This is a genomic window from Cupriavidus sp. Agwp_2 (genome assembly GCF_040784895.1).
GTDB lineage: Bacteria > Pseudomonadota > Gammaproteobacteria > Burkholderiales > Burkholderiaceae > Cupriavidus.
The window spans coordinates 2236042-2257117 of the sequence record NZ_CP088084.1 but is presented as its reverse complement, the minus strand read 5'-3'; the positions used below and the strand labels follow the sequence as shown (position 1 = coordinate 2257117).

The 21076-nt window shown below is 68.5% G+C and carries 18 protein-coding genes and 1 pseudogene; 6 read left to right on the top strand and 13 right to left on the bottom strand.

Annotated features, from left to right (window positions below; translation table 11 throughout):
* Positions 1 to 15: 15 nt before the first annotated feature.
* Positions 16 to 1002, bottom strand: coding sequence for a tripartite tricarboxylate transporter substrate binding protein (locus LPA45_RS27980; protein ID WP_116322429.1), 987 nt, complete (start codon positions 1000 to 1002; stop codon positions 16 to 18).
* Between the two features lie 169 nt (positions 1003 to 1171).
* On the opposite strand from LPA45_RS27980, the gene LPA45_RS27975 reads away from it, so the two are divergent.
* The gene (locus LPA45_RS27975) at positions 1172 to 1636 is read left to right on the top strand and encodes a potassium channel family protein (RefSeq protein WP_116322430.1); all 465 of its coding nucleotides are present in this window, start codon (positions 1172 to 1174) and stop codon (positions 1634 to 1636) included.
* Between the two features lie 25 nt (positions 1637 to 1661).
* On the opposite strand, the gene LPA45_RS27970 is transcribed toward LPA45_RS27975, so the two are convergent.
* From LPA45_RS27970 to LPA45_RS27955, 4 genes are all read right to left on the bottom strand, one after another.
* Positions 1662 to 2426, bottom strand: a complete 765-nt coding sequence (locus LPA45_RS27970) for a DUF4410 domain-containing protein (RefSeq protein ID WP_116322431.1) — start codon at positions 2424 to 2426, stop codon at positions 1662 to 1664.
* Positions 2427 to 2658: 232 nt separating this feature from the next.
* Entirely contained in the window at positions 2659 to 3990 is a 1332-nt protein-coding gene (locus LPA45_RS27965; protein WP_116322432.1) for an ATP-binding protein, read from the bottom strand.
* A 14-nt stretch (positions 3991 to 4004) separates the two neighbouring features.
* On the bottom strand, positions 4005 to 4718 hold the full coding sequence (locus LPA45_RS27960) for a response regulator (protein ID WP_116322433.1): 714 nt from the start codon (positions 4716 to 4718) through the stop codon (positions 4005 to 4007).
* Positions 4719 to 4938: 220 nt separating this feature from the next.
* The gene (locus tag LPA45_RS27955; protein ID WP_116322434.1) at positions 4939 to 5937 is read right to left on the bottom strand and encodes a hypothetical protein; all 999 of its coding nucleotides are present in this window, start codon (positions 5935 to 5937) and stop codon (positions 4939 to 4941) included.
* Between the two features lie 252 nt (positions 5938 to 6189).
* Between LPA45_RS27955 and LPA45_RS27950 the strand changes: the two genes are divergently transcribed.
* Positions 6190 to 7104: a sterol desaturase family protein gene (locus LPA45_RS27950; RefSeq protein ID WP_116322435.1), complete on the top strand. Its 915-nt coding sequence runs from the start codon at positions 6190 to 6192 to the stop codon at positions 7102 to 7104.
* Positions 7105 to 7194: 90 nt separating this feature from the next.
* On the opposite strand, the gene pobA is transcribed toward LPA45_RS27950, so the two are convergent.
* Positions 7195 to 8364, bottom strand: a complete 1170-nt coding sequence (pobA, locus tag LPA45_RS27945; RefSeq protein ID WP_116322436.1) for a 4-hydroxybenzoate 3-monooxygenase — start codon at positions 8362 to 8364, stop codon at positions 7195 to 7197.
* Between the two features lie 127 nt (positions 8365 to 8491).
* Here pobA and LPA45_RS27940 point away from each other — a divergent pair.
* A pseudogene (locus LPA45_RS27940) lies at positions 8492 to 9396 on the top strand (helix-turn-helix domain-containing protein).
* A gap of 4 nt (positions 9397 to 9400) precedes the next feature.
* Here the strand turns inward: LPA45_RS27940 and pcaD are convergent.
* The 4 genes from pcaD to pcaH form a co-directional block, all read right to left on the bottom strand.
* On the bottom strand, positions 9401 to 10576 hold the full coding sequence (pcaD, locus tag LPA45_RS27935) for a 3-oxoadipate enol-lactonase (protein ID WP_116322438.1): 1176 nt from the start codon (positions 10574 to 10576) through the stop codon (positions 9401 to 9403).
* 19 nt (positions 10577 to 10595) lie between these two features.
* A complete protein-coding gene (locus LPA45_RS27930; RefSeq protein ID WP_233528330.1) occupies positions 10596 to 11963 on the bottom strand; it encodes a 3-carboxy-cis,cis-muconate cycloisomerase in 1368 nt (455 codons plus the stop codon).
* 127 nt (positions 11964 to 12090) lie between these two features.
* The gene (pcaG, locus tag LPA45_RS27925) at positions 12091 to 12660 is read right to left on the bottom strand and encodes a protocatechuate 3,4-dioxygenase subunit alpha (protein WP_116322440.1); all 570 of its coding nucleotides are present in this window, start codon (positions 12658 to 12660) and stop codon (positions 12091 to 12093) included.
* Positions 12661 to 12664: 4 nt separating this feature from the next.
* Entirely contained in the window at positions 12665 to 13366 is a 702-nt protein-coding gene (gene pcaH / locus LPA45_RS27920) for a protocatechuate 3,4-dioxygenase subunit beta (RefSeq protein WP_116322441.1), read from the bottom strand.
* Between the two features lie 95 nt (positions 13367 to 13461).
* On the opposite strand from pcaH, the gene LPA45_RS27915 reads away from it, so the two are divergent.
* Positions 13462 to 14415 (top strand): LysR substrate-binding domain-containing protein, encoded by a 954-nt coding sequence (locus tag LPA45_RS27915; protein ID WP_116322442.1) that lies wholly within the window; start codon positions 13462 to 13464, stop codon positions 14413 to 14415.
* A 4-nt stretch (positions 14416 to 14419) separates the two neighbouring features.
* Here the strand turns inward: LPA45_RS27915 and LPA45_RS27910 are convergent, their stop codons facing one another.
* Entirely contained in the window at positions 14420 to 15799 is a 1380-nt protein-coding gene (locus LPA45_RS27910; protein ID WP_116322443.1) for an aromatic acid/H+ symport family MFS transporter, read from the bottom strand.
* A 452-nt stretch (positions 15800 to 16251) separates the two neighbouring features.
* Between LPA45_RS27910 and LPA45_RS27905 the strand changes: the two genes are divergently transcribed.
* Positions 16252 to 16461, top strand: a complete 210-nt coding sequence (locus LPA45_RS27905) for a DUF2905 domain-containing protein (protein ID WP_063237407.1) — start codon at positions 16252 to 16254, stop codon at positions 16459 to 16461.
* A 28-nt stretch (positions 16462 to 16489) separates the two neighbouring features.
* On the opposite strand, the gene LPA45_RS27900 is transcribed toward LPA45_RS27905, so the two are convergent.
* The gene (locus LPA45_RS27900; protein WP_116322444.1) at positions 16490 to 18442 is read right to left on the bottom strand and encodes a methyl-accepting chemotaxis protein; all 1953 of its coding nucleotides are present in this window, start codon (positions 18440 to 18442) and stop codon (positions 16490 to 16492) included.
* A gap of 237 nt (positions 18443 to 18679) precedes the next feature.
* Positions 18680 to 19705, bottom strand: a complete 1026-nt coding sequence (locus LPA45_RS27895; RefSeq protein ID WP_116322445.1) for a LysR family transcriptional regulator — start codon at positions 19703 to 19705, stop codon at positions 18680 to 18682.
* Positions 19706 to 19839: 134 nt separating this feature from the next.
* Here LPA45_RS27895 and LPA45_RS27890 point away from each other — a divergent pair, with 134 nt between their 5' ends.
* Positions 19840 to 21072, top strand: coding sequence for an MFS transporter (locus LPA45_RS27890; protein ID WP_116322446.1), 1233 nt, complete (start codon positions 19840 to 19842; stop codon positions 21070 to 21072).
* The last annotated feature ends 4 nt before the right edge of the window (positions 21073 to 21076 follow it).

Sequence of the window (21076 nt, the reverse complement as noted above, 5' to 3'; positions counted from 1 at the left end):
GTGTGTCGCTGTGGCTTATTCAATCGTCGCTCCCACGGACCGGGCAGTCGCGCCCCAGTAAGACAGGTCGTGCTGCACGGCGGCCAGCATCTCGGCAGGTGTGCCCGGCCGCGCCGTCACGCCCTTGTCCGCAAGTTCGCGGATAGTGTCCTTGTCCGCCAGCACCTGGTTGAGCACGTGGTTCATGCGCGCGATCACCGGCGCCGGCGTCCCGCGCGGAAACGCCAGTCCATACCAGAGCTGTTGCGCGAAGCCCGGCACCCCCTGGCTGGCGAAGGTCGGCACGTTGGGCAGCAGCGGCGTTGGCGCGGTCGTCGCGACGGCAACCAGCTTGTTGGCGCGGAGGTACGGCACAAGTCCCGCCGGGTTGTCGAACATCAGCTGCACCTGGCCGCCGATGAGGTCGGTATAGGCGGGCGCTGCGCCGCGATACGGCACATGCGTGAGCGGCACTTTGGACAACGCCTGGAATTGCACCCCGATCAGGTGCGATACCGTGCCCACGCCAACCGAGGCAAAGCTGTGCTGCGCGAGCTTGTCGTGGCGCAGCCGGTCGAGCAGCGTCTTCACGTCAGGTGCCTGCAGTGCGCGATTGACTGCGAGCACATAAGGCGACGTGCCGATAAAGCCAGCGTAGGCAAAGTCGGTGGCGGGCTTGTACGGCAGCCTGGGATAGACGCTGGCGCTGACAGCGTGCGTGCTGGTCGTCGCCACGCCCACCACGTAGCCGTCCGGCGCGGCACGCGCCACGAACGTCGAGCCGATGGTGCCGCCCGCGCCACCGCGGTTGTCGATCACCACAGGCTGGCCAAGCGCCGCCTGCAGCTTGGGCTGGATGGTGCGGACCAGCAGGTCGGTGCCGCCGCCGGCCGGAAACGGCACCACCAGCGTGACCGGCTTGGTGGGCCAGTCCTGGGCGACGGCGGCGCCGGCTGGAACCAGGCAAAGCGCCCCGAGGATGCAGGCGGACAGATGGGGCACGAAGGGTGGCAGGGTTGCCATGGCGCGTTCTCCTTGACTCGAACGGCTTGAGTCTAGGGACGGGGCACCCTGCGGCCAAACCGGCAGGCGACAGGTCTTGATCCGAAATCGGACAACGGCAATTGCCGCCCCGCCATGCCGCCGCGCCACTGGGGTAGCATGGGACCGCCCGATACCCACGGACACGACCATGCTGACCAAGGCTCTCCTCGCATTCCTCCTGATGGCGCTTTGCGTATCGATCCACGCGATCGGCATCATGGCGGCGTTTCACTGGCTCAAGTGGCGGATCCCGGCGGGGCCACGCTACTTCTGGCGCGCCACGCACGCGCTGATCAGCCTGGCGGCGTGCACGATCCTGCTGCACCTGCTGCAGATCGTGGCATGGGGCCTGTTCTACTACTGGCGCGCAGGGTTGCCCGACCTGCATACGGCGCTCTACTTCAGCGCCGTGACGTACACCACCACCGGCTATGGCGACGTGGTGCTGCCGCAGGAATGGCGGCTGGTGGGAGGCGTCGAAGCGCTGACCGGGATCCTGATGTGCGGCCTGTCGACCGGCCTGTACTTTGCGTTCTTTTCCAGGGTGGTGAGCAAGGTGCTGCGCAAGGGGGACGACGAAGGCCCCGCACAAGGCGGGGCCGCACAGGGCTGACCAAGCCCACCGGTGGGCGTGTGGCTCAGCGGGCCGCCGAGGCGGTCAGCCAGCCTTCTTCGGTGCTCGCGGCCGCGACCTGACTGGCGATCGAATTGCCCAGGCGCGTCGCATCGGCGGAGATCGAGTCATGCGTCATTTCCGTGGCGCCGTGCACACCGGCACCACCGGCAGCCGCCATCGCCACGTGCCCGGCCGCGGCACCGATGCCGGCGGTTTCGGCCACGCCCGGGATATGGCCGCTGTCGGCGTTGGCGACAAAGCTCTGCAGCGGGACCGGGGCGCCATTGGCGGGCTTGTACGAGATGCGCACGTCGGCGCCGACTTCGCTCTTGCCGGCACCCAGGCCGATGAGCAGACGGCGGCGGCCGCTGCCTTCGTCGATCTTGCGGAAATCGCCTTCGACGATCAGTGCGTTGGCACCCGCCGGCGCCGGGGCATCGGAACGCACGGCGTTGAGGCCCATGCCGCGCAGTTGGCGGACGATCTCGTTGGCGACCTGATCGCGCGCTTCGGCTGCGGTCTGGCCTTGCGCATTGGCCGACGAGCCGCCGGCGGCCATCATCTTGACCTTCTGCGCCAGGCCACCGTCAAGCTTCACCTGCCCGGCATCGGCGTCGAACGCGTGGACATAGATCACGTCGGCGTGCACGGCCTGCGTCAGGCCCATCTGGTTGATGCCGGTGACAGCGGCGTTGGCGTAGCCGGCGCCGAGCATGGCGGTGGCGGCGAGTGCGGCGATGGTCAGGCGCTTGGTTTGCTTGGCGATGGTCTGGAGAGCGTTGCGCATATTCGGTTCCTTCAGGTTGGCAGGTCGTTGCCGGTCGGTAGTGGAAAGCTGTCGCCGACATCGTTGCACCAGGAGATCGCAAACCATCGGGAGCTTCTTGTCGCGCTGCCTGCTTCGGTGTTTCCGTGTCTGGCCTCGCGGTGACGGAAGTATGGAAAAAACCCGCGCGCAGCGCCATCTGGGAATTATTTCGCGCCATGTCACGGCGCCGGGGGACGAGGTGGTGCCCGCGCTACGCCGCCGGTGCCTGCAGCGGCAGCGCCACCACTGCTTCGAGCCCGCCGCCATCGCGCGGGCGGAACTGCAGCGAGCCGCCGTGCAGCCGCGCGATGCGGTCGACGATGGCCAGCCCGAGCCCGGTGCCACCAGCGTGGCCGCGCGCGTTGGCGCCGCGGCTGAAAGGCGCCTTGAGCTGCTCCAGCTCGTGCGCGGCGATGCCGGTGCCGCGATCGCCAACGGCCACATAAGCGCACGCGGCATCGCGCCACGTGCGCACGCTGAAGCCCGACTTGCCGTAGACGACAGCGTTCTGCATCAGGTTCATCAGCAGCCGCATCAGGCTGACCGGGCGATAGGGAACCGGCGGCAATTCCGCCAGCGACAGCTCGAACTCATGGCCCAGGCCGGCGAAGTCGGCGGCCAGTTGCGACACCAGGGCGTTGACGTCGCCGGGCTGGGGCTGCTCTTTCTCGCCGCTGCCGGCGTAGTCCATGAACTGCTGCAGGATGGTCTCGATGTGGTCCAGGTAGCCCTCGGCCGAGGCGACGAAGGCATCGTCGGCGCCGCGCGGGATCGACATGGCCATGGCCAGGCGCAATTTGGTCAGCGGCGTGCGGATGTCGTGCGAGACACCCGCGAGCATCAGCGCCCGGGTCTGCTCGGCCTGCTGCAATGCCTGCGTCATCTGGTTGAAGGCGCTGCTGACCTGGGCGATCTCGGTCGGGCCGTCGGTCGGCAGCGGCGGCGGTGTCGAGCCCCCGCAAATGTCCTGCGCTGCACGCGCCAGGTCCTGCAGCGGCCGGTTCAGGTGGCGCTGGATCAGGTAGCCGGTCAGCGCCGCCAGCAGCGCCAGCGCGGTCGACAGCGCCAGCGCCGTGGCAATGCCGCCGGCGCGCACGTCATCGCTGATCGGCAGCCCGATCCAGCGGGGCGCGCCGCCCACATGCATGCGGATCCACAGCTGCTCGGCCTCGCCGGCCTGCCATCGCACCGGCATGTCGGCGGGAAGATGGCGGCGCAGGGCTTCCATGAAGACGTCGCGCTGCCAGGTGCGCAGCAGGTGTTGCAGGTCTGGCGCCGGCTTCTCGGCGGCGTGCGCGGGCTCCTGCGCCTGCGCGCCCATGCGCGTGGCCGTGGCACCGCTGGGATCAAGCGGCATTGCCGCCACCACGCGGTCGAGCGTGCGCACGTAATCGGCAAAGACGATGGCGGCGCGCTCGATGCGCGGGCGCTGGACGTAGTGCAGCAGCACCGTCAGCGAACACGCCTGGGTGATGGCCACCAGCGCCACCAGCAGCAGGATATTGCGCGCCAGCAGCGAGCGTGGCAGCAGGCGCCTGAGCATGGGCGACGACCGCGTCACGAATCCACGCCGGCGACCAGCATGTAGCCGACGCCCCACACGGTCTTGATAAAGCGCGGCTTGGACGGATCGTCTTCGACGATCTGGCGCAGCCGGAGGATCTGCACGTCGATGCTGCGGTCGAGCGCGTCATGGTCGCGCCCACGCGCCCGCGCGAGCAGGTTCTCGCGGCTGACCGCACGGTTCGGCGACGAACCCAGCGCGTGCAGCAGCAGCATCTGCGCCGAATGAACTTCGACCGGCTCGCCACCGCGCATCAGCGTCTGCTGGCCGACATCGAAGGTAAAGTCGCCAAAGCGCAGCCGCTGCGTAGTCACGGTGGGATCGCCGGCCGACATTTTCTGCCGCCGCAACAGCGCGCGGATGCGCGCCACCAGCTCGTCCGGCACGAAGGGCTTGGCAAGGTAGTCGTCGGCGCCCGTTTCCAGGCCGGCGACGCGGTCCATCGGGTCGCCCTTGGCCGTCAGCATCAGGATCGGCAGCGTGTGGCCCTCGGCCCGCAGGCGCTTGCAGATGGTGAGGCCATCCTCGGGCTCCATCATCAGGTCGAGCACCAGCAGGTCATGCGGCTCGCGCTGCAAGTACTTGTCGAGCTGCTTGCCGTCGGCCACCGCGCGCACGCGGAAGCCGTGCCCGGTCAGGAAGCGTTGCAGCATGTTGCGCAGCTCGGCTTCATCGTCGAGCACGACAATCCTGTTCACCTGTTCCATCACGGGTCTCCGGCGATGCCGGCGTGCCGGCTTGCTGTCCCAAACTCGGCGCCAGGCTTGAGCGCATGGCCTCAGCGCGACTGCATCCCGGCACTTTGTGCATAGGCGCCTGCAGAAACAATACACAACATAAGCACTGCAATCATCTTCCTCATGATGGACTCGGTGGGCTGGCCGGTCTTTTTCCGGCGCTCTGCAATGGGTAACCGCCTCGTGGCGCTCAGACCACATGGGCGGGTACCCACACGCCGCCGGCCCAGTGGCCGGGGATCATGACGGCCGGACGGGCCACGTAGACCGCGCGCGGCGCGACATAGATCGTGCGCGGCACCGGTGCGGCGACCACGACGCGGACCGGCGGCGGCGGGGCAACCACGACCTTGGCGGGCGGCGGCACGTACACCGTGGCGGGCGCCGGGGCCGGCACATAGACAGGCACCGGCGGCGGGGGCGGCGGCGTGACCACCACCGGCGGCGTGCTGACCGCCACCGTCGTACCCACCGTACCCACCGTACCGACGGCAGCGACCGTTCCAACCGTTCCGACCGTGGTGACGGTAGTGCCGCCGGTCGTCACCGCCGCGCCGTGGACCACGGTAGTGCCGCCGCCGGTGGTCACGACTCCCGGCGCCACGCTGGTGGCGCTGCCCGAGTGCGTAACGGTGCCGCCCTGCGCGCCGGTCCCGGTGCCGGAGCGGTAGCAGGTCGAGCCGGCGCAGTTGGTGGAAGCGGCGTGCCCGTAGCTATTGCCGTTTGCGCCAGTGACCGTGCCCGACGACGAATACTGGCCCACGCCTTCGCGGGTCACGCTGCCTGAAGTGGTGGCGGTCTGGCCATTGGGGCCGGTCAGGTCGCCACTGTGCGAACAGGTGCCGCCGGCGCAACTGGTGCTGCCGTCGTGCTGCACCGAGCGCCCGTTGGGACCGACGGCGGTGCCGCTGTTGCTGAACTGTCCCGGCGCGGTGCGCGTCACGGTGCCGGTGTTGGTGGCCAGGCCACCATGCGGCCCCTCGATGCCACCGGCGTGCGAGCAGCTGCCGCCGCCGCAGGCGCCGATATGCCCGCTGCTGAACGTGCCGCGCGGCGTATAAGCCGTGCTGTGGCCACCGAATGCGGCAAAAGCGGGCGTGCTGGCCAGGATCACCAGTGCGCCACTGGCGATACCGAGCAGGCGGGGCAGGCGCAGGGAAGAGGCAAGATTGCTGAGGCGTTTCGTCATGGCAGGTCCTTCCGGTTCGTTTCATGCCGCGCTCCGTTGCGCGGCGACGGTCGAACTATAGGAAAGGGGCTGCAGCTTTTCGCGGTAAGAAAAATGTCGCGGTGTTACACCGCCCGCGGCCCGCCGGGCATGACATACGGCGAAATAATTGCCGCATGGCGCCGCACGGGTCCAGCCACTACATTTGCCTCACCGACGCAGCAAGCAGCAACCCGCAAGCCAAGCGTCCCACCTCACCGCACTGGACCCGACATGCACAACCTCGGCAAATTCACCCTCTACGTCACGGCGTTTATCGTGGCGGTCTCCCTGGTCGAAGCCTTCGTGCTGGCACGCAAGGCGAACCGTCAGGGCAAGGCCTATCCCTGGCATGAAGTCGCCCTGTCGCTCGCCGACCTGGTTGGCCGCAAGCTGCTGGCGCTGCTGCCGCTGTCGCTGGCCACGCCGGTGTTCGCGTTTGCCTGGCAGCACCGCCTCTTCACCGTCGAGATCAACAGCGCGCTGGCCGTGCTGCTGCTATTCCTCGGACAAGAGTTCTGCTACTACTGGTACCACCGCGCCTCGCACCGCATCCGCTTCTTCTGGGCGACGCACGCGGTGCACCACTCGCCGAACGAACTGACGCTGGGCACCGCCTATCGCCTTGGCTGGACCGGCAAGATCACGGGCACCGCCATCTTCTTCGCGCCGCTGGTCTTCCTGGGCGTTCGTCCTGAAGTGGTGCTGGCCACGGTGAGCCTGAACCTGCTGTACCAGTTCTGGCTGCACACCACCTGGATCCCCAAGCTGGGCTGGCTCGAATACGTGTTCAACACCCCGTCGGCGCACCGCGTGCACCATGCCTCGAACATCGACTACCTCGATGCGAACTTCGGCGGCGTGCTGATCATCTTCGACCGCCTGTTCGGCACCTATGTGGCAGAGCGTGAAGACGAACCGTGCCGCTACGGCCTGGTCCACCCGACCACCACGCACAACCCGCTGGTCAACCAGTTCGAACACTGGATCGGCCTGGGCAAGGACATGGCCAATGCCGGCAGCCTGCTGAATGCGATTGGCTATCTGGTGATGCCCCCGGGCTGGACGCCGGATGGGTCGGGGGATACCACGGAAAGCCTGCGGCTGCAGGCGCAGGCTGGGGGGAAGGTGGCGGTGGAGATCAGGTAATACCTGATGGATGCAGGTTAAAAAGCGCGGCAAATGCCGCGCTTTGTCTTTGCTACCATCTACGCCCCGCGCGCCGCCGGTTTTGGCCGTTCAGTAAGGCAACCCCACATAATTCTCCGCCAGCACCCGGCACGCCGCTTCCGAACCCACCAGGTAATCGAGCTCGGCCCGCTGCATGCGCAGCGCAAACGGATCCGCATCCGGGAAGCGATGCATCAGCGAAGTCAGCCACCATGAAAAGCGCTCGGCCTTCCAGATGCGGCGCAGGCAGCGCGCCGAATAGGCATCCAGCTCGCGCTTGTCGTCATGCCGGTAGGCGGCGATCAGTCCGTCGGCCAGGGTCAGCACGTCGCTGGCCGCCAGGTTCAGCCCCTTGGCGCCGGTGGGCGGCACGATATGCGCGGCATCGCCGGCCAGGAACAGGTTGCCGAAGCGCATCGGCTCGCTGACAAAGCTGCGCAGCGGCGCGATGCTTTTCTCGATGCTCGCGCCCGTCACCAGCGACTGGGCCGACTGCGGATCGAGGCGGCGGCGCAGTTCGTCCCAGAAGCGTTCATCGGACCAGTCCTCCACACGCTCGCTCGACGGCACCTGCACGTAGTAGCGGCTGCGCGTGCGCGTGCGCATGCTGCACAGCGCAAAGCCGCGTTCGTGGCTGGCGTAGATCAGTTCGTCCGCGACCGGCGGCGTGTCGGAGAGGATGCCAAGCCAGCCGAACGGATAGACGCGCTCGAACAACTGCGTGGCGGTCTGCGGCACGCTCTGGCGGCTGACGCCATGAAAGCCGTCGCAGCCGGCGATGTAGTCGCAGTGGATCTCGTGCGCCACGCCATCCTTGCGGTAACGGACCACCGGCCTCGCGCCATCGAAGTCATGCAGGCTGACCTCCTGCGCGTCATAGACCGTGGTGATGCCCGCTTCCTGCCGTGCCGCCATCAGGTCGCGGGTGACCTCGGTCTGGCCGTAGACGGTCACGCTGCGGCCGACCAGCGCGTGCAGGTCGATGCGATGCCGCTGGCCATCGAATGACAGCTCGATGCCGTCGTGCACCAGCCCTTCCTCATGCAGCCGCGCCGCCACACCCGCGCGCTGCAGCGCATCGACGGTCACGCTCTCGAGGATGCCGGCGCGGATGCGCCCCAGCACGTATTCCGGACTGCGTTGCTCGACGATTATGTTGTCGATGCCCGCCTTGCTGAGCAACTGCCCGAGCAGCAGGCCGGCGGGGCCGGCGCCGATGATGGCAACCTGGGTGCGCATGTCTTGTCTCCTTGTGCATATCGATCTACTGGCGCTAACGATAGTGGCAGCACGCCCGCTACGGAATGGACAGACCGAACCAATGAAAGGACAATCGGAACATCGCTGGTAAACACTGACGCCCCCCGTGAGACCTGTCCCGACCTACTCCCTGTACGGCGTGAATTCTTCCGAGCCGCTGTCCGACCAGCTGCATTTCGAGTCCATTGCCGCGCGCAGCCGCCTGCACGGGTGGGAGATCAAGCCCCACCGGCATGAGCGATTCCTGATCTGTACATTCATGCGGGTGGCGGCGAAGCCCTGCTCGAAGAGCGCCGCGAGCCGCTGCGCGGCGGCTCGCTGGTGACGATGCCGCCGCGGCACATCCACGGCTTCGTGTTTACGCCAGACACCGATGGCATGGTGGTCACCATGACCGACAGCCACCTGCGCACGCTGCTGGCGGGGGTGCCGGATGCTCTGCCGCTGTTTGAACACCCGCGCCATGACCGCGTGCGGCGCGGCCACGCGCTGGCGGATGCGCTGGCGCTGTTTCGTGGGGAGATGGAGGCAGTGTCCGCCTGGCGCGGGGCGTCGCTGTCGGCGCTGCTGACGCTGGTGCTGATCGGCATTGCGCGGCTGGCCAATGCCGCGGCGCCGGCGGCCGCGCGCAGCAGCAGCCGGCCGGCGCGGCATTTCCAGCACTTCCAGCAACTGCTGGAATCGGATTACCGCGAGCAGAAGGAGATCGGCCACTACGCCGGCGCGATCGGCATCACGCCCACGCAACTCAACCGCGTGTGCCGGCAGGCGTCGGGGCAGTCCGCCCTGCAGATGATCCACGCGCGCGTGCTCGCCGAGGCGCAGCGCGACCTGCTCTTCAGCGACCTGGAGATCAAGCACATCGCGTTGTCGCTCGGCTTCTCCGATGCGGCGTACTTCTCCCGCTTCTTCGCGCGGCTGGTGGGCCAGGCGCCCACGGAGTTCCGGCAATCGGGGCGGGCGCGGCTGCCGACGTTTGCGGTGCAGCCGGCCCGGGAGCCGGCCGGCTGATTGCTCAGGCTGGCCTATCCATCTCGGCGAAGACCTCTTCGGCCAGGTGGAACGCCGAATTCGCCGCCGGCACACCGCAATAGATCGCGGTTTGCAGCAGCACTTCCTTGATCTCGTCGCGCGTGACGCCATTGTTGGCCGCGGCGCGCAGATGCAGCTTCAGTTCTTCCGAACGGTTCAGCGCCACCATCATGGCGATGGTCAGCAGGCTGCGGGTGTGGCGCGGCAGGCCTTCTCGCGTCCAGATCTCACCCCAGGCGTAGCGCGTGATCAGGTTCTGGAACTCCTCGTTGAGCGGCGTCAGCCGCGCCAGCGAGCGATCGACATGCGCGCTGCCGAGCACCTCGCGCCGCACCGAAAGGCCGGCGTCGTAGCGCGCGTGGTCGTCGGTCACGGGCAGGCGGCCTTGCACGAAGTCCACCAGTGCAGCGGTAAAGCGGCCGGGCTGCTCGAAGCTGGAAATATGCGCGGCAGGCAGTTCGACGAAGCGCGCACCGGGAATCGCATCGGCCAGTGCGCGGCCCTCCTGCGCGGTGGTCGACGGGTCCTGGCTGCCGGCGATGACCAGCACCGGCACCGGAATCGACGACAGCGCCTCGCGGAAGTCGGCGTCGCGCACCGCCGCGCAGCTGGCCGCATAGCCGCGTGGGTCTAGTCCTGCCAGCACGCTGCGCAGGCCGTCCAGGGCTCGGTCGGCCGTGGCGGCAAACCCGGGAGTGAACCAGCGCTCGACCGAAGGCGCGACCATCACGCCCATGCCGTCGCGCAGCACGGTATCGATGCGCGAATTCCATCCCTCGGCGTTGCCGATCTTCGCGGCGGTATTGGCCAGAACGATGCGGGAGAAGCGCTCGGGCGCATGGATGCCGAGCCACATCCCGGTCAGGCCGCCCATCGACAGGCCACAGAACACGGCCTGGCCGATACTCAATGCATCCAGGATAGCGATCACGTCCTGGCCGAGTTGTTCAGCTGTGAAGGCATCGCCGGGTGCGGTCGAGCGGCCGTGGCCGCGCGTGTCGTAGCGCACCACGCGAAAGCGCCCGGCCAGCGCGGCGGCCTGTGGCTCCCACATGGTGTAGTCGGTGCCAAGCGAGTTGGAGAAGACGATGGCCGGTGCGGATGCGGGGCCGTCGACGGTGTAGAAAAGCCGGGCACCGGCGTGATCGAGATAGGGCAATGCAGTCTCCTGAGAATCTTCAGGCCGGTCGGCGTGCGGCACGTCCGGCGAGCGCGGATTTCCACGCCTGCACGGCAGCGTCGGCAAAGGCTGCTGACTGGCCCGCGTAGTTGGCGGGGTTGGCGAGGCGGTCGAGCGTGGCGTCGTCGAGCAGGCCCGCATGGGCAGGCTCCTCCTGCAGCGTGCGGGCCAGAGCATCGCACAGGCTGGTGCCATCGGCCACGGCACGCCGCGAGGCGCGCTCCACCACGTGATGCGCCTGCAGCCGGCCGATCCTGCCGCCGAGCTCCAGCATCGCGGCTTCGCCGAGAATCAGCCCATGCGTGAGATCAAGGTTGGCACGCATGCGCGCCGCATCGACCTGCAGCCCCGCCACCACCTCGCCCATCTGGCGCAACGCGCCCGCGGCCAGCGTGACGATCTGCGGCAGCGTGTCCCATTCCGCCTGCCAGCCGCCAAGCGCGCGCTCGTGTTCCTGCACCATGCCCGACAGCATGGTGGCCACCAGCGGCGGCACGCGCACCGATGCCGTCAGCACCGCCGCGCAGCCGACCGGATTGCGCTTGTGCGGCATGGTGCTGGAACCGCCGCGGCCAGGCCCGGTGGGCTCGGCCACTTCCGCCACCTCGGTCTGCATCAGCAGGGAGATGTCGCGCGCCATCTTGCCGAGCGTACCGGTCAGCATGCCGAGCGTGGTGGCAACTTCGACCATGCGGTCACGATGCGCATGCCACGGCAGCACGGGTGCGGCCAGGCCCAGCTCGCGGGCCAGTGCGGCAGCTACGCCGGGCGCGGCGTCGCCGAGACTGGCGAGCGTGCCCGCTGCGCCGCCAAACTGCAGCGTGCGGGCCTGCGCGCGCGCTGCATCAAGGCGGGGGAGGTCGCGGCGCAGCGCGTCGAGCCAGCCGGCGGCCTTGCAGCCAAAGGTGGTCGGCAGCGCATGCTGCAGCCAGGTGCGCGCCACCATCGGCGTGGCGCGATGCATGCTGGCCAGCGCGGCGCTGGCATCGCCCAGGCGGACCAGGTCGGCATCGAGCGCGCGCAGCGCGTCGCCGAGCTGGAGGACCAGCGCGGTGTCGATGATGTCCTGGCTGGTGGCGCCCCAGTGCACGAAGCGCGCCGCATCGGCATCGCGCGCGGCCACGGCGGCGGTCAGTTGCCTGACGAAGGGAATGGCGAGATTGCCGGCGGCGACCGCGGCCTGTGCCAGCGCATCGCGGTCGATGGCGCCGATGTCGCTGCAGACTTCGGTGATGACGGTCGCGGCAGCGGCCGGGATCACGCCGCATTGCGCTTCGGCGCGCGCAAGCGCGGCCTCGACGGCAAGCATGCGTTGCACGGTGCCGGCGTCGGAGAAGATGTCCAGCACAGCGGGGCTGCCGAACATGAAATCGGTGAGACGCGTGACGGTTGGCATGGGGGCGATCGGTAGGGGGTCGTGGCGATGACGACCACCTGATTATGCGTCTGTCGCCGGCGGCCTGGGGAGAGTCCCCGGCCGCCGGCGCGGCGTGTCAGATATCGAAGAACACTGTCTCGCCCGGGCCTTGCAGCACGATATCCCAGCGCAGCGTGCCGCTGCCGGCATCGTTGCCGACCAGCGTGCCGCGCCGCCCGGCCGGCACCAGCGCCAGCACCGGATCGGCGCCATTGGCCGCGGCCTCGTCCGGGAAGTACATGCGCGTGGCAACGTGCTTGACCAGTCCGCGCATGAACACCGACACCATGATGTGCGGCGCCTGCGGCCGGCCGTCGGCCCCGGGCACGGCACCCGGCTTGACGGTGACGAAGCGGAACGACCCATCGGCCTCGGTCGGCACGCGGCCGAAGCCGGTAAAGCCGGGCACCAGCGGCAGCTCGCGCGTGTCTTCGGCGTGGCGGTAGCGGCCAGCGGGATTGGCCTGCCAGATCTCGACCATGCCGTCCGGCACGGGCTCGCCGTTGCCGTCGATGACGCGGCCTTCGATCACGATGCGCTGGCCGGCCAGTGCCGGCGCGCTGGCGGTCAGGTCGGCGCAGTTCAGCCCGCTCAGGCCGATATGAAGGTAGGGACCGACGGTCTGGGATGCGGTGGCGTAAAGCATGGTCTTACTCCATCGGCGTGGCATCGCGGCCACGCAGCACGATATCGAAACGGTAGCCGAGCGCGTATTCGGGCTGGGTGGTTTCCCAGTCGAGGCTGGCGATGAGCCGGTCGCGCGCCTTCTCGTCCGGCACGCAGTTGAAGATCGGATCGAACGGCAGCAGCGGATCGCCGGGGAAATACATCTGCGTCACCAGCCGCGTGGCGTAGGCGTTGCCGAACAGCGAGAAGTGGATATGCTGCGGCCGCCAGGCATTGTGGTGGTTGCGCCAGGGATAGGCGCCGGGCCTGATGGTCTTGAACCGGTAGTGCCCGTTGGCGTCGGTGACGGTGCGGCCCTCGCCGGAGAAATGCGGGTCCAGCGGTGCGTCATGCTGGTCGCGCTTGTGCACGTAGCGGCCGGCCGCGTTGGCCTGCCACACCTCGATCAGCGCATTCGGCACCGGGCGGCCATTCTCGTCCAGCACGCGGCCGGTCACGAGGATGCGCTCGCCAATGGGTTCGCCGCCGTTGCCGACGGTGAGGTCGTTATCGCCTTCGCGGACGAACTCGGCGCCGAAGGTGGGACCGGTCACTTCGGACAGCGACTGCGGCAGCGCAATCAGCGGCTGATCCGGCGAGCGCTTCTGCGTGGAGGCGTAGGGATCGAAGCGGTATTCGGGCTGGGTGTCCCAGTAGGGACGGCGATACTGGGCAAGGCGGGTCATTTGCGCAGTCTCCTTGTCGTTGGAATGGTATGACTTTAAGCAACACATAAAGTCATGTAAATTAAGATTTTTGAGAATTAAGATAACTTTTAGGCATGAAAACCGCCGCTTCGCCCGTGCTCGAAATCTTCCGCAACCGCGTGCGGCTGCGGCATCTCTATTGCTTCGTGGCGGTGTCGCAGACCCAGCACCTGGGCCGCGCCGCCGACCGGCTGGGGCTGACACAGCCTGCCGTGTCCAAGACCCTGAGCGAGCTGGAGGAGTTGACCGGCACACGCCTGCTGGTGCGCCAGCGCGCGGGTACGGAGCTGACCACCGCCGGCACGCGCTTCCTGCGCCACGCGCTGCGTATCCTCGCGGACATCGATGCCGCCGCCGACAGCATGGCCGGCGAGCAGACCCAGCCACAGGAGCGCATCCGGCTGGGCGCATTGCCCAGCGTAGTGCCGGCGGTGCTCACCGATGCCTTGCTGCGCTTCCGTGCCGCGCACCCCGAGGTCGGGCTGGCCGTCCAGACCGGCATGAACCGCAGCCTGATCGACCAGCTCAAGGCCGACGTGCTGGACCTTGTCATTGGCCGGATGGATGACCCGGTGGCCATGGAAAGCCTGTGGTTCGAGTCGCTGGGCCCGGACTCGCTGGCGCTGGCGGTGCGTCCCGGGCATCCTCTTGCCGCCGTCTCGCGGCCGACCTTGCTTGACGTGCTGGCGTGGCCGCTGGTGATCCCCGCCGCGGGCTCGATCCCCCGCCACAACACGGAAAGCCTGCTCGCCCGACACGGCCTGCCCCTGCCGGGCGGATGCGTGGAAACGTCGGACGCCTACCTCGGACGGCTGCTGGCCCGCGACAGCGACTGCGTGTGGGCGGCGCCGCTGTCCGCCGCGCAGCGCGCGGTGGCCGAGGATGGGCTGGTCCTGCTGCCGCTCGATACGCAGGGCACGGAGGAGCCGATCGGCCTGCTACGGCACGGCGACCGCACGCTCAGCCCGATGGCCGAAGCGCTGGCGGACTGCATCCGCGCCGCGGCCCGGCCGCTTGGCGCTCAGTGAATGTTCAGTGAGCGGCCACGCCGGCGCCGCTGCCGGCGTCGGCACCCGGCGCGCGGCTGCCGCTGACATGCTTGACCACCAGCGCACCGGCGGCCAGGAATGCCGGCACGGCGAGCAGCGTAAAGATGGTGTCGAAGCCCAGGTGCAGGCGCAGCAGTTCGGCACCGAGCAACGCGCCGGTGATGCCGCCGAAGCGGCCGATGCCAAGCATCCACGCCACTCCGGTGGCACGGCCCTGCGTCGGATAGAACGCGGCGGCCAGCGAAGGCATCGACGACTGCGCGCCGTTCATGGCGGTGCCGGCGAGGAAGATCAGCACGCCAAGCAGCACCTGGCTGCCGGTCCCCTGCCCCACGGCGTAGATCAGCACGCCGGTGGCCGCATAGGTGATCGCAATCACCTTGTTCGGATTGAAGCGGTCCATGAACCAGCCGGCCGCGATGGTGCCGATGCCGCCGCCGAGCGGGAACAGCGCCGTCAGGAATGACGCGTGCTGGATCGAGAAGCCGGCATCCTTCATCAGCGTGGGCATCCAGCTCGTCAGCAGATAGAAGATGACCAGGCCCATGAAGTAGGTGCACCACAGCATCGCCGAGCCCAGGCGATAGCCGGGCGCCAGCACGGTGCCGACGGCGGAGCGGGTCGCGGGCGCCTGCTCGCCGATGCTGAAGGCGTTCGCGCCGGCCACGTCCGCGCCGGTCACGCGCCGCAGCAGCTGGCGGATCTGGCCGGCCGGATAGTTGCGCAACACCATGTAGCGCACCGACTCAGGCAGCAGCACCACCAGCAGCAGCGCGAGCGCAAGCGGCACGATGCCGCCCAGCAGCAACACGCTGTGCCAGCCGAAGTGCGGGATCATCGCGGCGGCGACAAAGCCGCCGGCGGCGGAGCCGAGCGGAAAGCCGCAGAACATGGTGTTCACCAGCACGGCCCGGCGGCGTTGCGGCGCGAACTCGGCGGTCAGCGTCACGGCATTGGGCATGGCCGCGCCAAGGCCGAGGCCGGTCAGGAAGCGCAGCACCGTCAGCCAGCCCAGCGTGGGCGCGAAGGCCGTGGCCAGGCTGCAGGCGCCAAAGAAGAAGACCGACAGCACCAGCACCTTCTTGCGGCCGATGCGGTCAGCCAGCGGGCCGGCAAAGATCGCGCCGAAGGCGAGGCCGAACAGGGCCGCGCTCATGACGGGACCGAGGGCCGATTTTTCGATCCCCCAGTCCTGCACCAGCGCCGGCGCGATATAGCCGATGGCGGCGGTATCGAAGCCGTCGACGGCAACCACCAGGAAGCAAAGCACAAGGATGAGCCACTGGTAACCAGTGAATCGCTGGCCGTCGATCAGGGCCTGGACGTCCACGACGCCAGCCTTGGATTGGAGGGATTGGTGCACTGTTGTCTCCGTCTGCCTTGGAAATCGCGCGGTTCGCCTGCAAGCAGGCGCTACTGGGCGCTACGATTTTGTTCTAATAGCGAACTCACGTTCTCTAATTGAACGAATCTTAGGCAACGGGGATCGGGGCCAAAAATTAGCGTTAACCCGGCAAAAACGCGCGGCCAGATGAGCACGGATTCACCGTGATTTCTGGGGTTATAGCCTTTCTAACTATCTTGTGACGACTTTCTTGATATTTTCTTCCGAAAATCTTCATCATTGAGAAATTTTCACTACGACGCAAGAATTTGATTAAGAAAATTTCATATAAAAAGCGCCAGCCTTCAATTTACATTCCATAAATCTCTGGAAATCGAGGAATTCCGACCAACTGGCGCTCGTGGCACGCTGGAATCAATGCATCAACCCGCCGGTCAAATGCTTCAAGATCGCCTCGCCCCGCCTATTCCATGCAACGCGTGCTCCTCATCCTCGGCTGCCTGCTGATCGCCGCCGCCGCGGCCTGGCCCTGGCTGTCCAGGCTTCCCTTTGACCGCCTTGGCCGCCTGCCCGGCGACATCCATATCGTGCGCGACGGCTTCAGCTTCTACCTGCCGATCACCACCTGCATCCTGGTGTCGGTGGTGGTATCGGTCGTGATCTGGCTGCTGCGGCGCTGACCGCGCGCCGCGTGGCGTAGTACCGGAATCAGGCGGCCTGCGCCTCGGTGCGGAACACCGCCATCGCGTGCTGCATCTGCTGCGCCTGCGCCTGCAGCGACTGCGCCGCGGCGGCGGCCTCCTCCACCAGCGCGGCGTTCTGCTGCGTGACCTGATCCATCTGCGCCACCGCCTGGTTGACCTGGGCGATGCCTGTGCTCTGCTCGCGCGAGGCGTGGCTGATCTCGTCCATCATCGCCGTCACGCGCCGGATCGCGGCCACGGTGCTGTCCATGCTGGCGGCAGCATCCACCGCCAGCGACGTGCCCGAGGCCACGCGCTGCGCCGACTGCGAGATCAGCGTGCCGATTTCCCTGGCCGCGCTGCCGGCGCGCTGCGCCAGCCCGCGCACCTCGGTCGCCACCACGGCAAAGCCGCGCCCGGCCTCGCCCGCGCGCGCCGCTTCCACCGCCGCGTTCAGCGCCAGGATATTGGTCTGGAAGGCAATGGCATCGATCACCGCGATGATGTCGACGATGCGGCGCGAATCGGCCTCGATGTCCTGCATGGTCTGCCGCATGCGCCCCACCGCGGCGCCGCCGGCCAGCGCGATGTCCGACGCCTCGCGCGCCAGCTCGCTGGCCTGCCCGGCGCTGCCCGCGTTCTGCTGCACGGTGGCGGTGAGCTGCTCCATGCTGGCCGCGGTCTGCTCCAGCGACGAAGCCTGTTCCTCGGTGCGCCGCGACAGGTCGATATTGCCCTGCGCGATCTCGCCGGCGGCGGCCAGCACGTTGTGCGCGCCGGCCTTGGTATCGCCGATCAGCCCGCGCCAGCTATCCACCAGCGACAGCAGGTGGCGCTTGACCTCGCTGAACTCGTCGCGCCCGTGCACGGCCGTGTGCAGGCTCAGGTCGCCGGCGTTGATGCGTTCCACCATGTCGCCCACGGTACGCACGTCGCTGCGCATACCGCGGCTGAAGCCGGTGAACAGATAGAAGGCAAGGGCCAGCGTGACCACGCCCAGCGCGGCCAGCAGCGCGAACTGGCGCTGCTGCGCCGCGATGCGTTGCGCCAGCATGGCGCCGGCGATCGCCGAAAACTCCTTGTTGGCGGCCAGCACGCCGTTGATTGCCGCGCTGGCCTCGTCGAAATAGCTCTTGGCGTCGATGCCGATGCCGCTGGCACCGAGCATGCGCACCTTGAGCGTGCGGTGGAAGTTGTCCATCGCGGCCAGCCGCTGCATGGCCGCGTCGACCTGCGGCTGGTAGGCCGGCGCGTTCTCGCGCACGCGCGCGGCATCGCGCCGGATGGCTTCCAGTCCATCCTGGATCTGCTCGGCCAGCGCGCCCAGGTCGGCCTGCTGCGCGGCATCGGCATAGCCGCCCTGCGCGATGATGCCGGCGCCGCGTCCGCGCGCCAGCGCGCTCTGCTCAGCCAGCCGCGGCATCGGGCCAACCACCAGGCTGATCAGGTAATAGGCGCCGGCTTCGCCATCGAGCGCCAGCTCGGAGCGGTCGGCCACGTCGCCGATGAACAGCTGCGTCTGCCTGACCAGCGCGCTGTGCCGCTCGAACAGCGGCCCCGGCGTCGTGTTCAGGCCGAGGCCGCGGACGTGCTGCCAGTCCTGCTCCAGCTTGCGCGCCGCGGTCTCCAGCGCAAAGCCGGGATTGTCTGCAGTGGCGCGCAGCAGTTCGGCGAGGTTGGCCGCGGCCTTGCCGTCGGCCGCGTCGAAAGTCGGACGGAAACCGGCGTTGCCGGCCAGCACGGTATTCGCGGCGCCGCGCCGCACCTGCGTCTCGCGCATGAAGTCGAGCGCATGGCCGACGATGACCAGGCCGCGCCGTTCGCTGTCGGTGGTGCGGATCGACTGCGCCGAGCCATGCAGCACGACATACATCGCGCCGCACAGCGGCACGAGGAACAGCACCGCGATCAGGGTCAGTTTCTGGTTGATGTTGAGGCGCGCCATCAGGCGCTCGGCAGGGCGGAAAAAGGCGGTCATCGGCTCGGTGGGACTGGCAAAAAATGGACTGCAAGGGGTTGGCTGTCCCCCCGGCTATCGGCCACGTTTTCCACGCCTGAAGCAAGAAATCCGATCGTTTTGACGATGCGCAAACGGGGTGCAGGAAATGCCCTGCCGCGGGGCAAAATGCACGCACAGAGGGCAGGAAATTCGCGCTTGCACACGCAGCGACCGCTATGCCGCCGGAGCCCTTCGCGAGGCCGCCCACTCGCGTTCTTATCGCTTCGCCGTTCCCGCTTTACCCGCCGACCGTGCCTGCGCCTGCCTGCGCCGCGCACGCGGCGGCTGCACGCCGGCCATGAATGGCACCGCTTCGCGCATGGCTTCGATGAACAACCTGAGCCGGGCCGGGTAGAAGCTCGCGCGGGGATAGACCAGGTAGACCGGCAGCGGCTCGGCGTGCCAGTCGGGCAACAGGTGCAGCAGGTCGCCACGGGCAATGTCGTCGGCAAAGATCCACGCCGAGCCCACGCCGACGCCAAGCCCCTGCAGCACAGCCGCGCGCAGCGCATAGAGGCTGTCGGTGCTCAGGCGCGGCCGGAACCGGAGTTCGCGGCTGGCGCCGCTGACCGCGTGCGACAACGCCATCGCCTGGCGGTAGAAGGTGTGCAGTGCCAGCCAGGGCAGCGCCTCCAGGTCCTCGGGCTGGCGCGGCAGCCGCCGGCCCTCGAACAGCGCCGGCGCGGCGACGGCCACGCGCGGCACTTCGGCCAGCCTGACGGCGACCAGCCCGGGCTCGCGCACCTCGCCGACATGGATGGCGCAATCGATAGCCTCGGCGATGAAATCCGGGGTGCGGTCATGCAGCAGCCATTCCACCGCGACCTGGTCGTGCCGGCGCATGTAGGCGGCCAGCGGGGGCACCATCAGGTCCTGGCCGAAGGCATGCGGCACCACCACGCGCAGCGTGCCTCCGGGTGCATGGCCGGCGCCGCGCAGGTCGGCCTCCAGCGTCGCCCAGTCGCCAACCAGCGCCTTGGCGCGCTCGTAGCAGCGCCCGCCGTCTTCAGTCAGCTTCATCGCATGCGTGGAGCGCTGCAGCAGGCGCACGCCCAGTTGCCGCTCCAGTGCCTGCAGGCGGCGGCTGACGGTGGGCTGGGTGGTCTGCAGCTGCGCGGCGGCTTGCGACAGGCTGCCCGCCTCGACGATGCGCACGAAGGTCTGCAGCAGCTCGATGCGGTCGGCGCCGGCCGGGGCCGCCTCACGGCTGCTGGCCTGCGCCTTGGTCGGCGATTTGGTCATACGCGCCTCGTATAGCCGTTGTTCACCGCACACCTCTACCAGAAAAGGCGGTGGCCGGACAACATTTGCATCTGTCGCGTCCATCGCGGATCCGCGCTATTTCCATCGACTCGCCAGATTCAGGAACACCAACCATGTCTTGCCTTTCCGCCTCGCCCGCCGCTGCCATCGCGGCGCCCTTGCCCGCGCCGGCGTTGCCGGCGCGCCTGGTATTGATGCTTGCCACCGCCGCGGGCCTCGCCGTCGCCTCGCTGTACTACAGCCAGCCCATGCTCGGCATCATGGCGCCCGACCTGCACGCCTCCGGCACGGCGGTCGGCGCCATCCCGACGTTGACGCAGCTTGGCTATGCGCTGGGCATCCTGCTGCTGGCCCCGCTCGGCGACCGCTTCGACCGCCGCCGCATCATCCTGGCCAAGTCGGCGGCGCTGGTGGCCGCCCTGCTGCTGGCCGGGCTGGCGCCCGGCATCGGCATGCTGCTGGCGGCGAGCCTGGCCATCGGCCTGTCCGCTACGCTGGCGCAGGACATCGTGCCCGCCGCGGCGACGCTGGCGCCCGACGCGCAACGCGGCAAAGTGGTGGGCACGGTCATGACCGGGCTGCTGCTCGGCATCCTGCTGTCGCGCGTGGTCAGCGGCTTTGTCGCCGCGCATTTCGGCTGGCGCGGGATGTTCATCGCCGCGGCCGGCAGCATCGCCGCGATGGCGCTGGTGGCGCAGCGCGGCCTGCCGCGATTTGCACCGACCGCGGTGATGCCCTACCGCGCGCTGCTGGGCTCGCTGCTGACGCTGTGGCGCCGGCATGGCGAGCTGCGCCGCGCGGCGCTGGCGCAGGCGTTGCAGTCGGTCGGCTTCAGCGCGTTCTGGTCGACGCTGGCGGTGATGCTGCATGGCGCCCCGTTCCACCTTGGCAGCGAAGCTGCCGGAGCGTTCGGGCTGGCCGGTGCGGCGGGCGCGCTGGGCGCCCCCATCGCCGGCCGCATTGCCGACCGCCGCGGCCCGCAGGCGGTGACCCGGCTCGGCGCCGCGCTGGCCGCGCTGTCCTTTGCCGCCATGCTGCTGGCGCCATGGCTGTCGCCGCAGGCGCAGCTCGGCCTGCTGGTGGCGGCCGCCGTCGGCTTCGACCTGGGCGCGCAGGTGACGCTGGTCGCGCACCAGACCATCGTCTATGGCATCGACCCGGGCGCGCGCAGCCGGCTGAACGCGGTGCTGTTTGTCTGCATGTTTGCCGGCATGGCCGCCGGGGCGGCGCTCGGCAGCCTTGCACTGGCGCATGCCGGCTGGGCGGGCGTGGCCACGCTGGCCACGATCACGTCGCTGGCCGCGCTGGCGGTGCGGCTGCTGCCGTCCGGGCAGGGTGTTCGGTGAGCCG

What these genes read in the sequence shown, in the direction of transcription:
- LPA45_RS27980 (WP_116322429.1), bottom strand. Translation starts at nt 1,002, where the DNA reads ATGGCAACCCTGCCACCCTTCGTGCCCCATCTGTCCGCCTGCATCCTC.
- LPA45_RS27975 (WP_116322430.1), top strand. Translation starts at nt 1,172, where the DNA reads ATGCTGACCAAGGCTCTCCTCGCATTCCTCCTGATGGCGCTTTGCGTA.
- LPA45_RS27970 (WP_116322431.1), bottom strand. Translation starts at nt 2,426, where the DNA reads ATGCGCAACGCTCTCCAGACCATCGCCAAGCAAACCAAGCGCCTGACC.
- LPA45_RS27965 (WP_116322432.1), bottom strand. Translation starts at nt 3,990, where the DNA reads ATGCTCAGGCGCCTGCTGCCACGCTCGCTGCTGGCGCGCAATATCCTG.
- LPA45_RS27960 (WP_116322433.1), bottom strand. Translation starts at nt 4,718, where the DNA reads ATGGAACAGGTGAACAGGATTGTCGTGCTCGACGATGAAGCCGAGCTG.
- LPA45_RS27955 (WP_116322434.1), bottom strand. Translation starts at nt 5,937, where the DNA reads ATGACGAAACGCCTCAGCAATCTTGCCTCTTCCCTGCGCCTGCCCCGC.
- LPA45_RS27950 (WP_116322435.1), top strand. Translation starts at nt 6,190, where the DNA reads ATGCACAACCTCGGCAAATTCACCCTCTACGTCACGGCGTTTATCGTG.
- pobA (WP_116322436.1), bottom strand. Translation starts at nt 8,364, where the DNA reads ATGCGCACCCAGGTTGCCATCATCGGCGCCGGCCCCGCCGGCCTGCTG.
- LPA45_RS27930 (WP_233528330.1), bottom strand. Translation starts at nt 11,963, where the DNA reads ATGTTCGGCAGCCCCGCTGTGCTGGACATCTTCTCCGACGCCGGCACC.
- pcaG (WP_116322440.1), bottom strand. Translation starts at nt 12,660, where the DNA reads ATGCTTTACGCCACCGCATCCCAGACCGTCGGTCCCTACCTTCATATC.
- pcaH (WP_116322441.1), bottom strand. Translation starts at nt 13,366, where the DNA reads ATGACCCGCCTTGCCCAGTATCGCCGTCCCTACTGGGACACCCAGCCC.
- LPA45_RS27915 (WP_116322442.1), top strand. Translation starts at nt 13,462, where the DNA reads ATGAAAACCGCCGCTTCGCCCGTGCTCGAAATCTTCCGCAACCGCGTG.
- LPA45_RS27905 (WP_063237407.1), top strand. Translation starts at nt 16,252, where the DNA reads ATGCAACGCGTGCTCCTCATCCTCGGCTGCCTGCTGATCGCCGCCGCC.
- LPA45_RS27900 (WP_116322444.1), bottom strand. Translation starts at nt 18,442, where the DNA reads ATGACCGCCTTTTTCCGCCCTGCCGAGCGCCTGATGGCGCGCCTCAAC.
- LPA45_RS27895 (WP_116322445.1), bottom strand. Translation starts at nt 19,705, where the DNA reads ATGACCAAATCGCCGACCAAGGCGCAGGCCAGCAGCCGTGAGGCGGCC.
- LPA45_RS27890 (WP_116322446.1), top strand. Translation starts at nt 19,840, where the DNA reads ATGTCTTGCCTTTCCGCCTCGCCCGCCGCTGCCATCGCGGCGCCCTTG.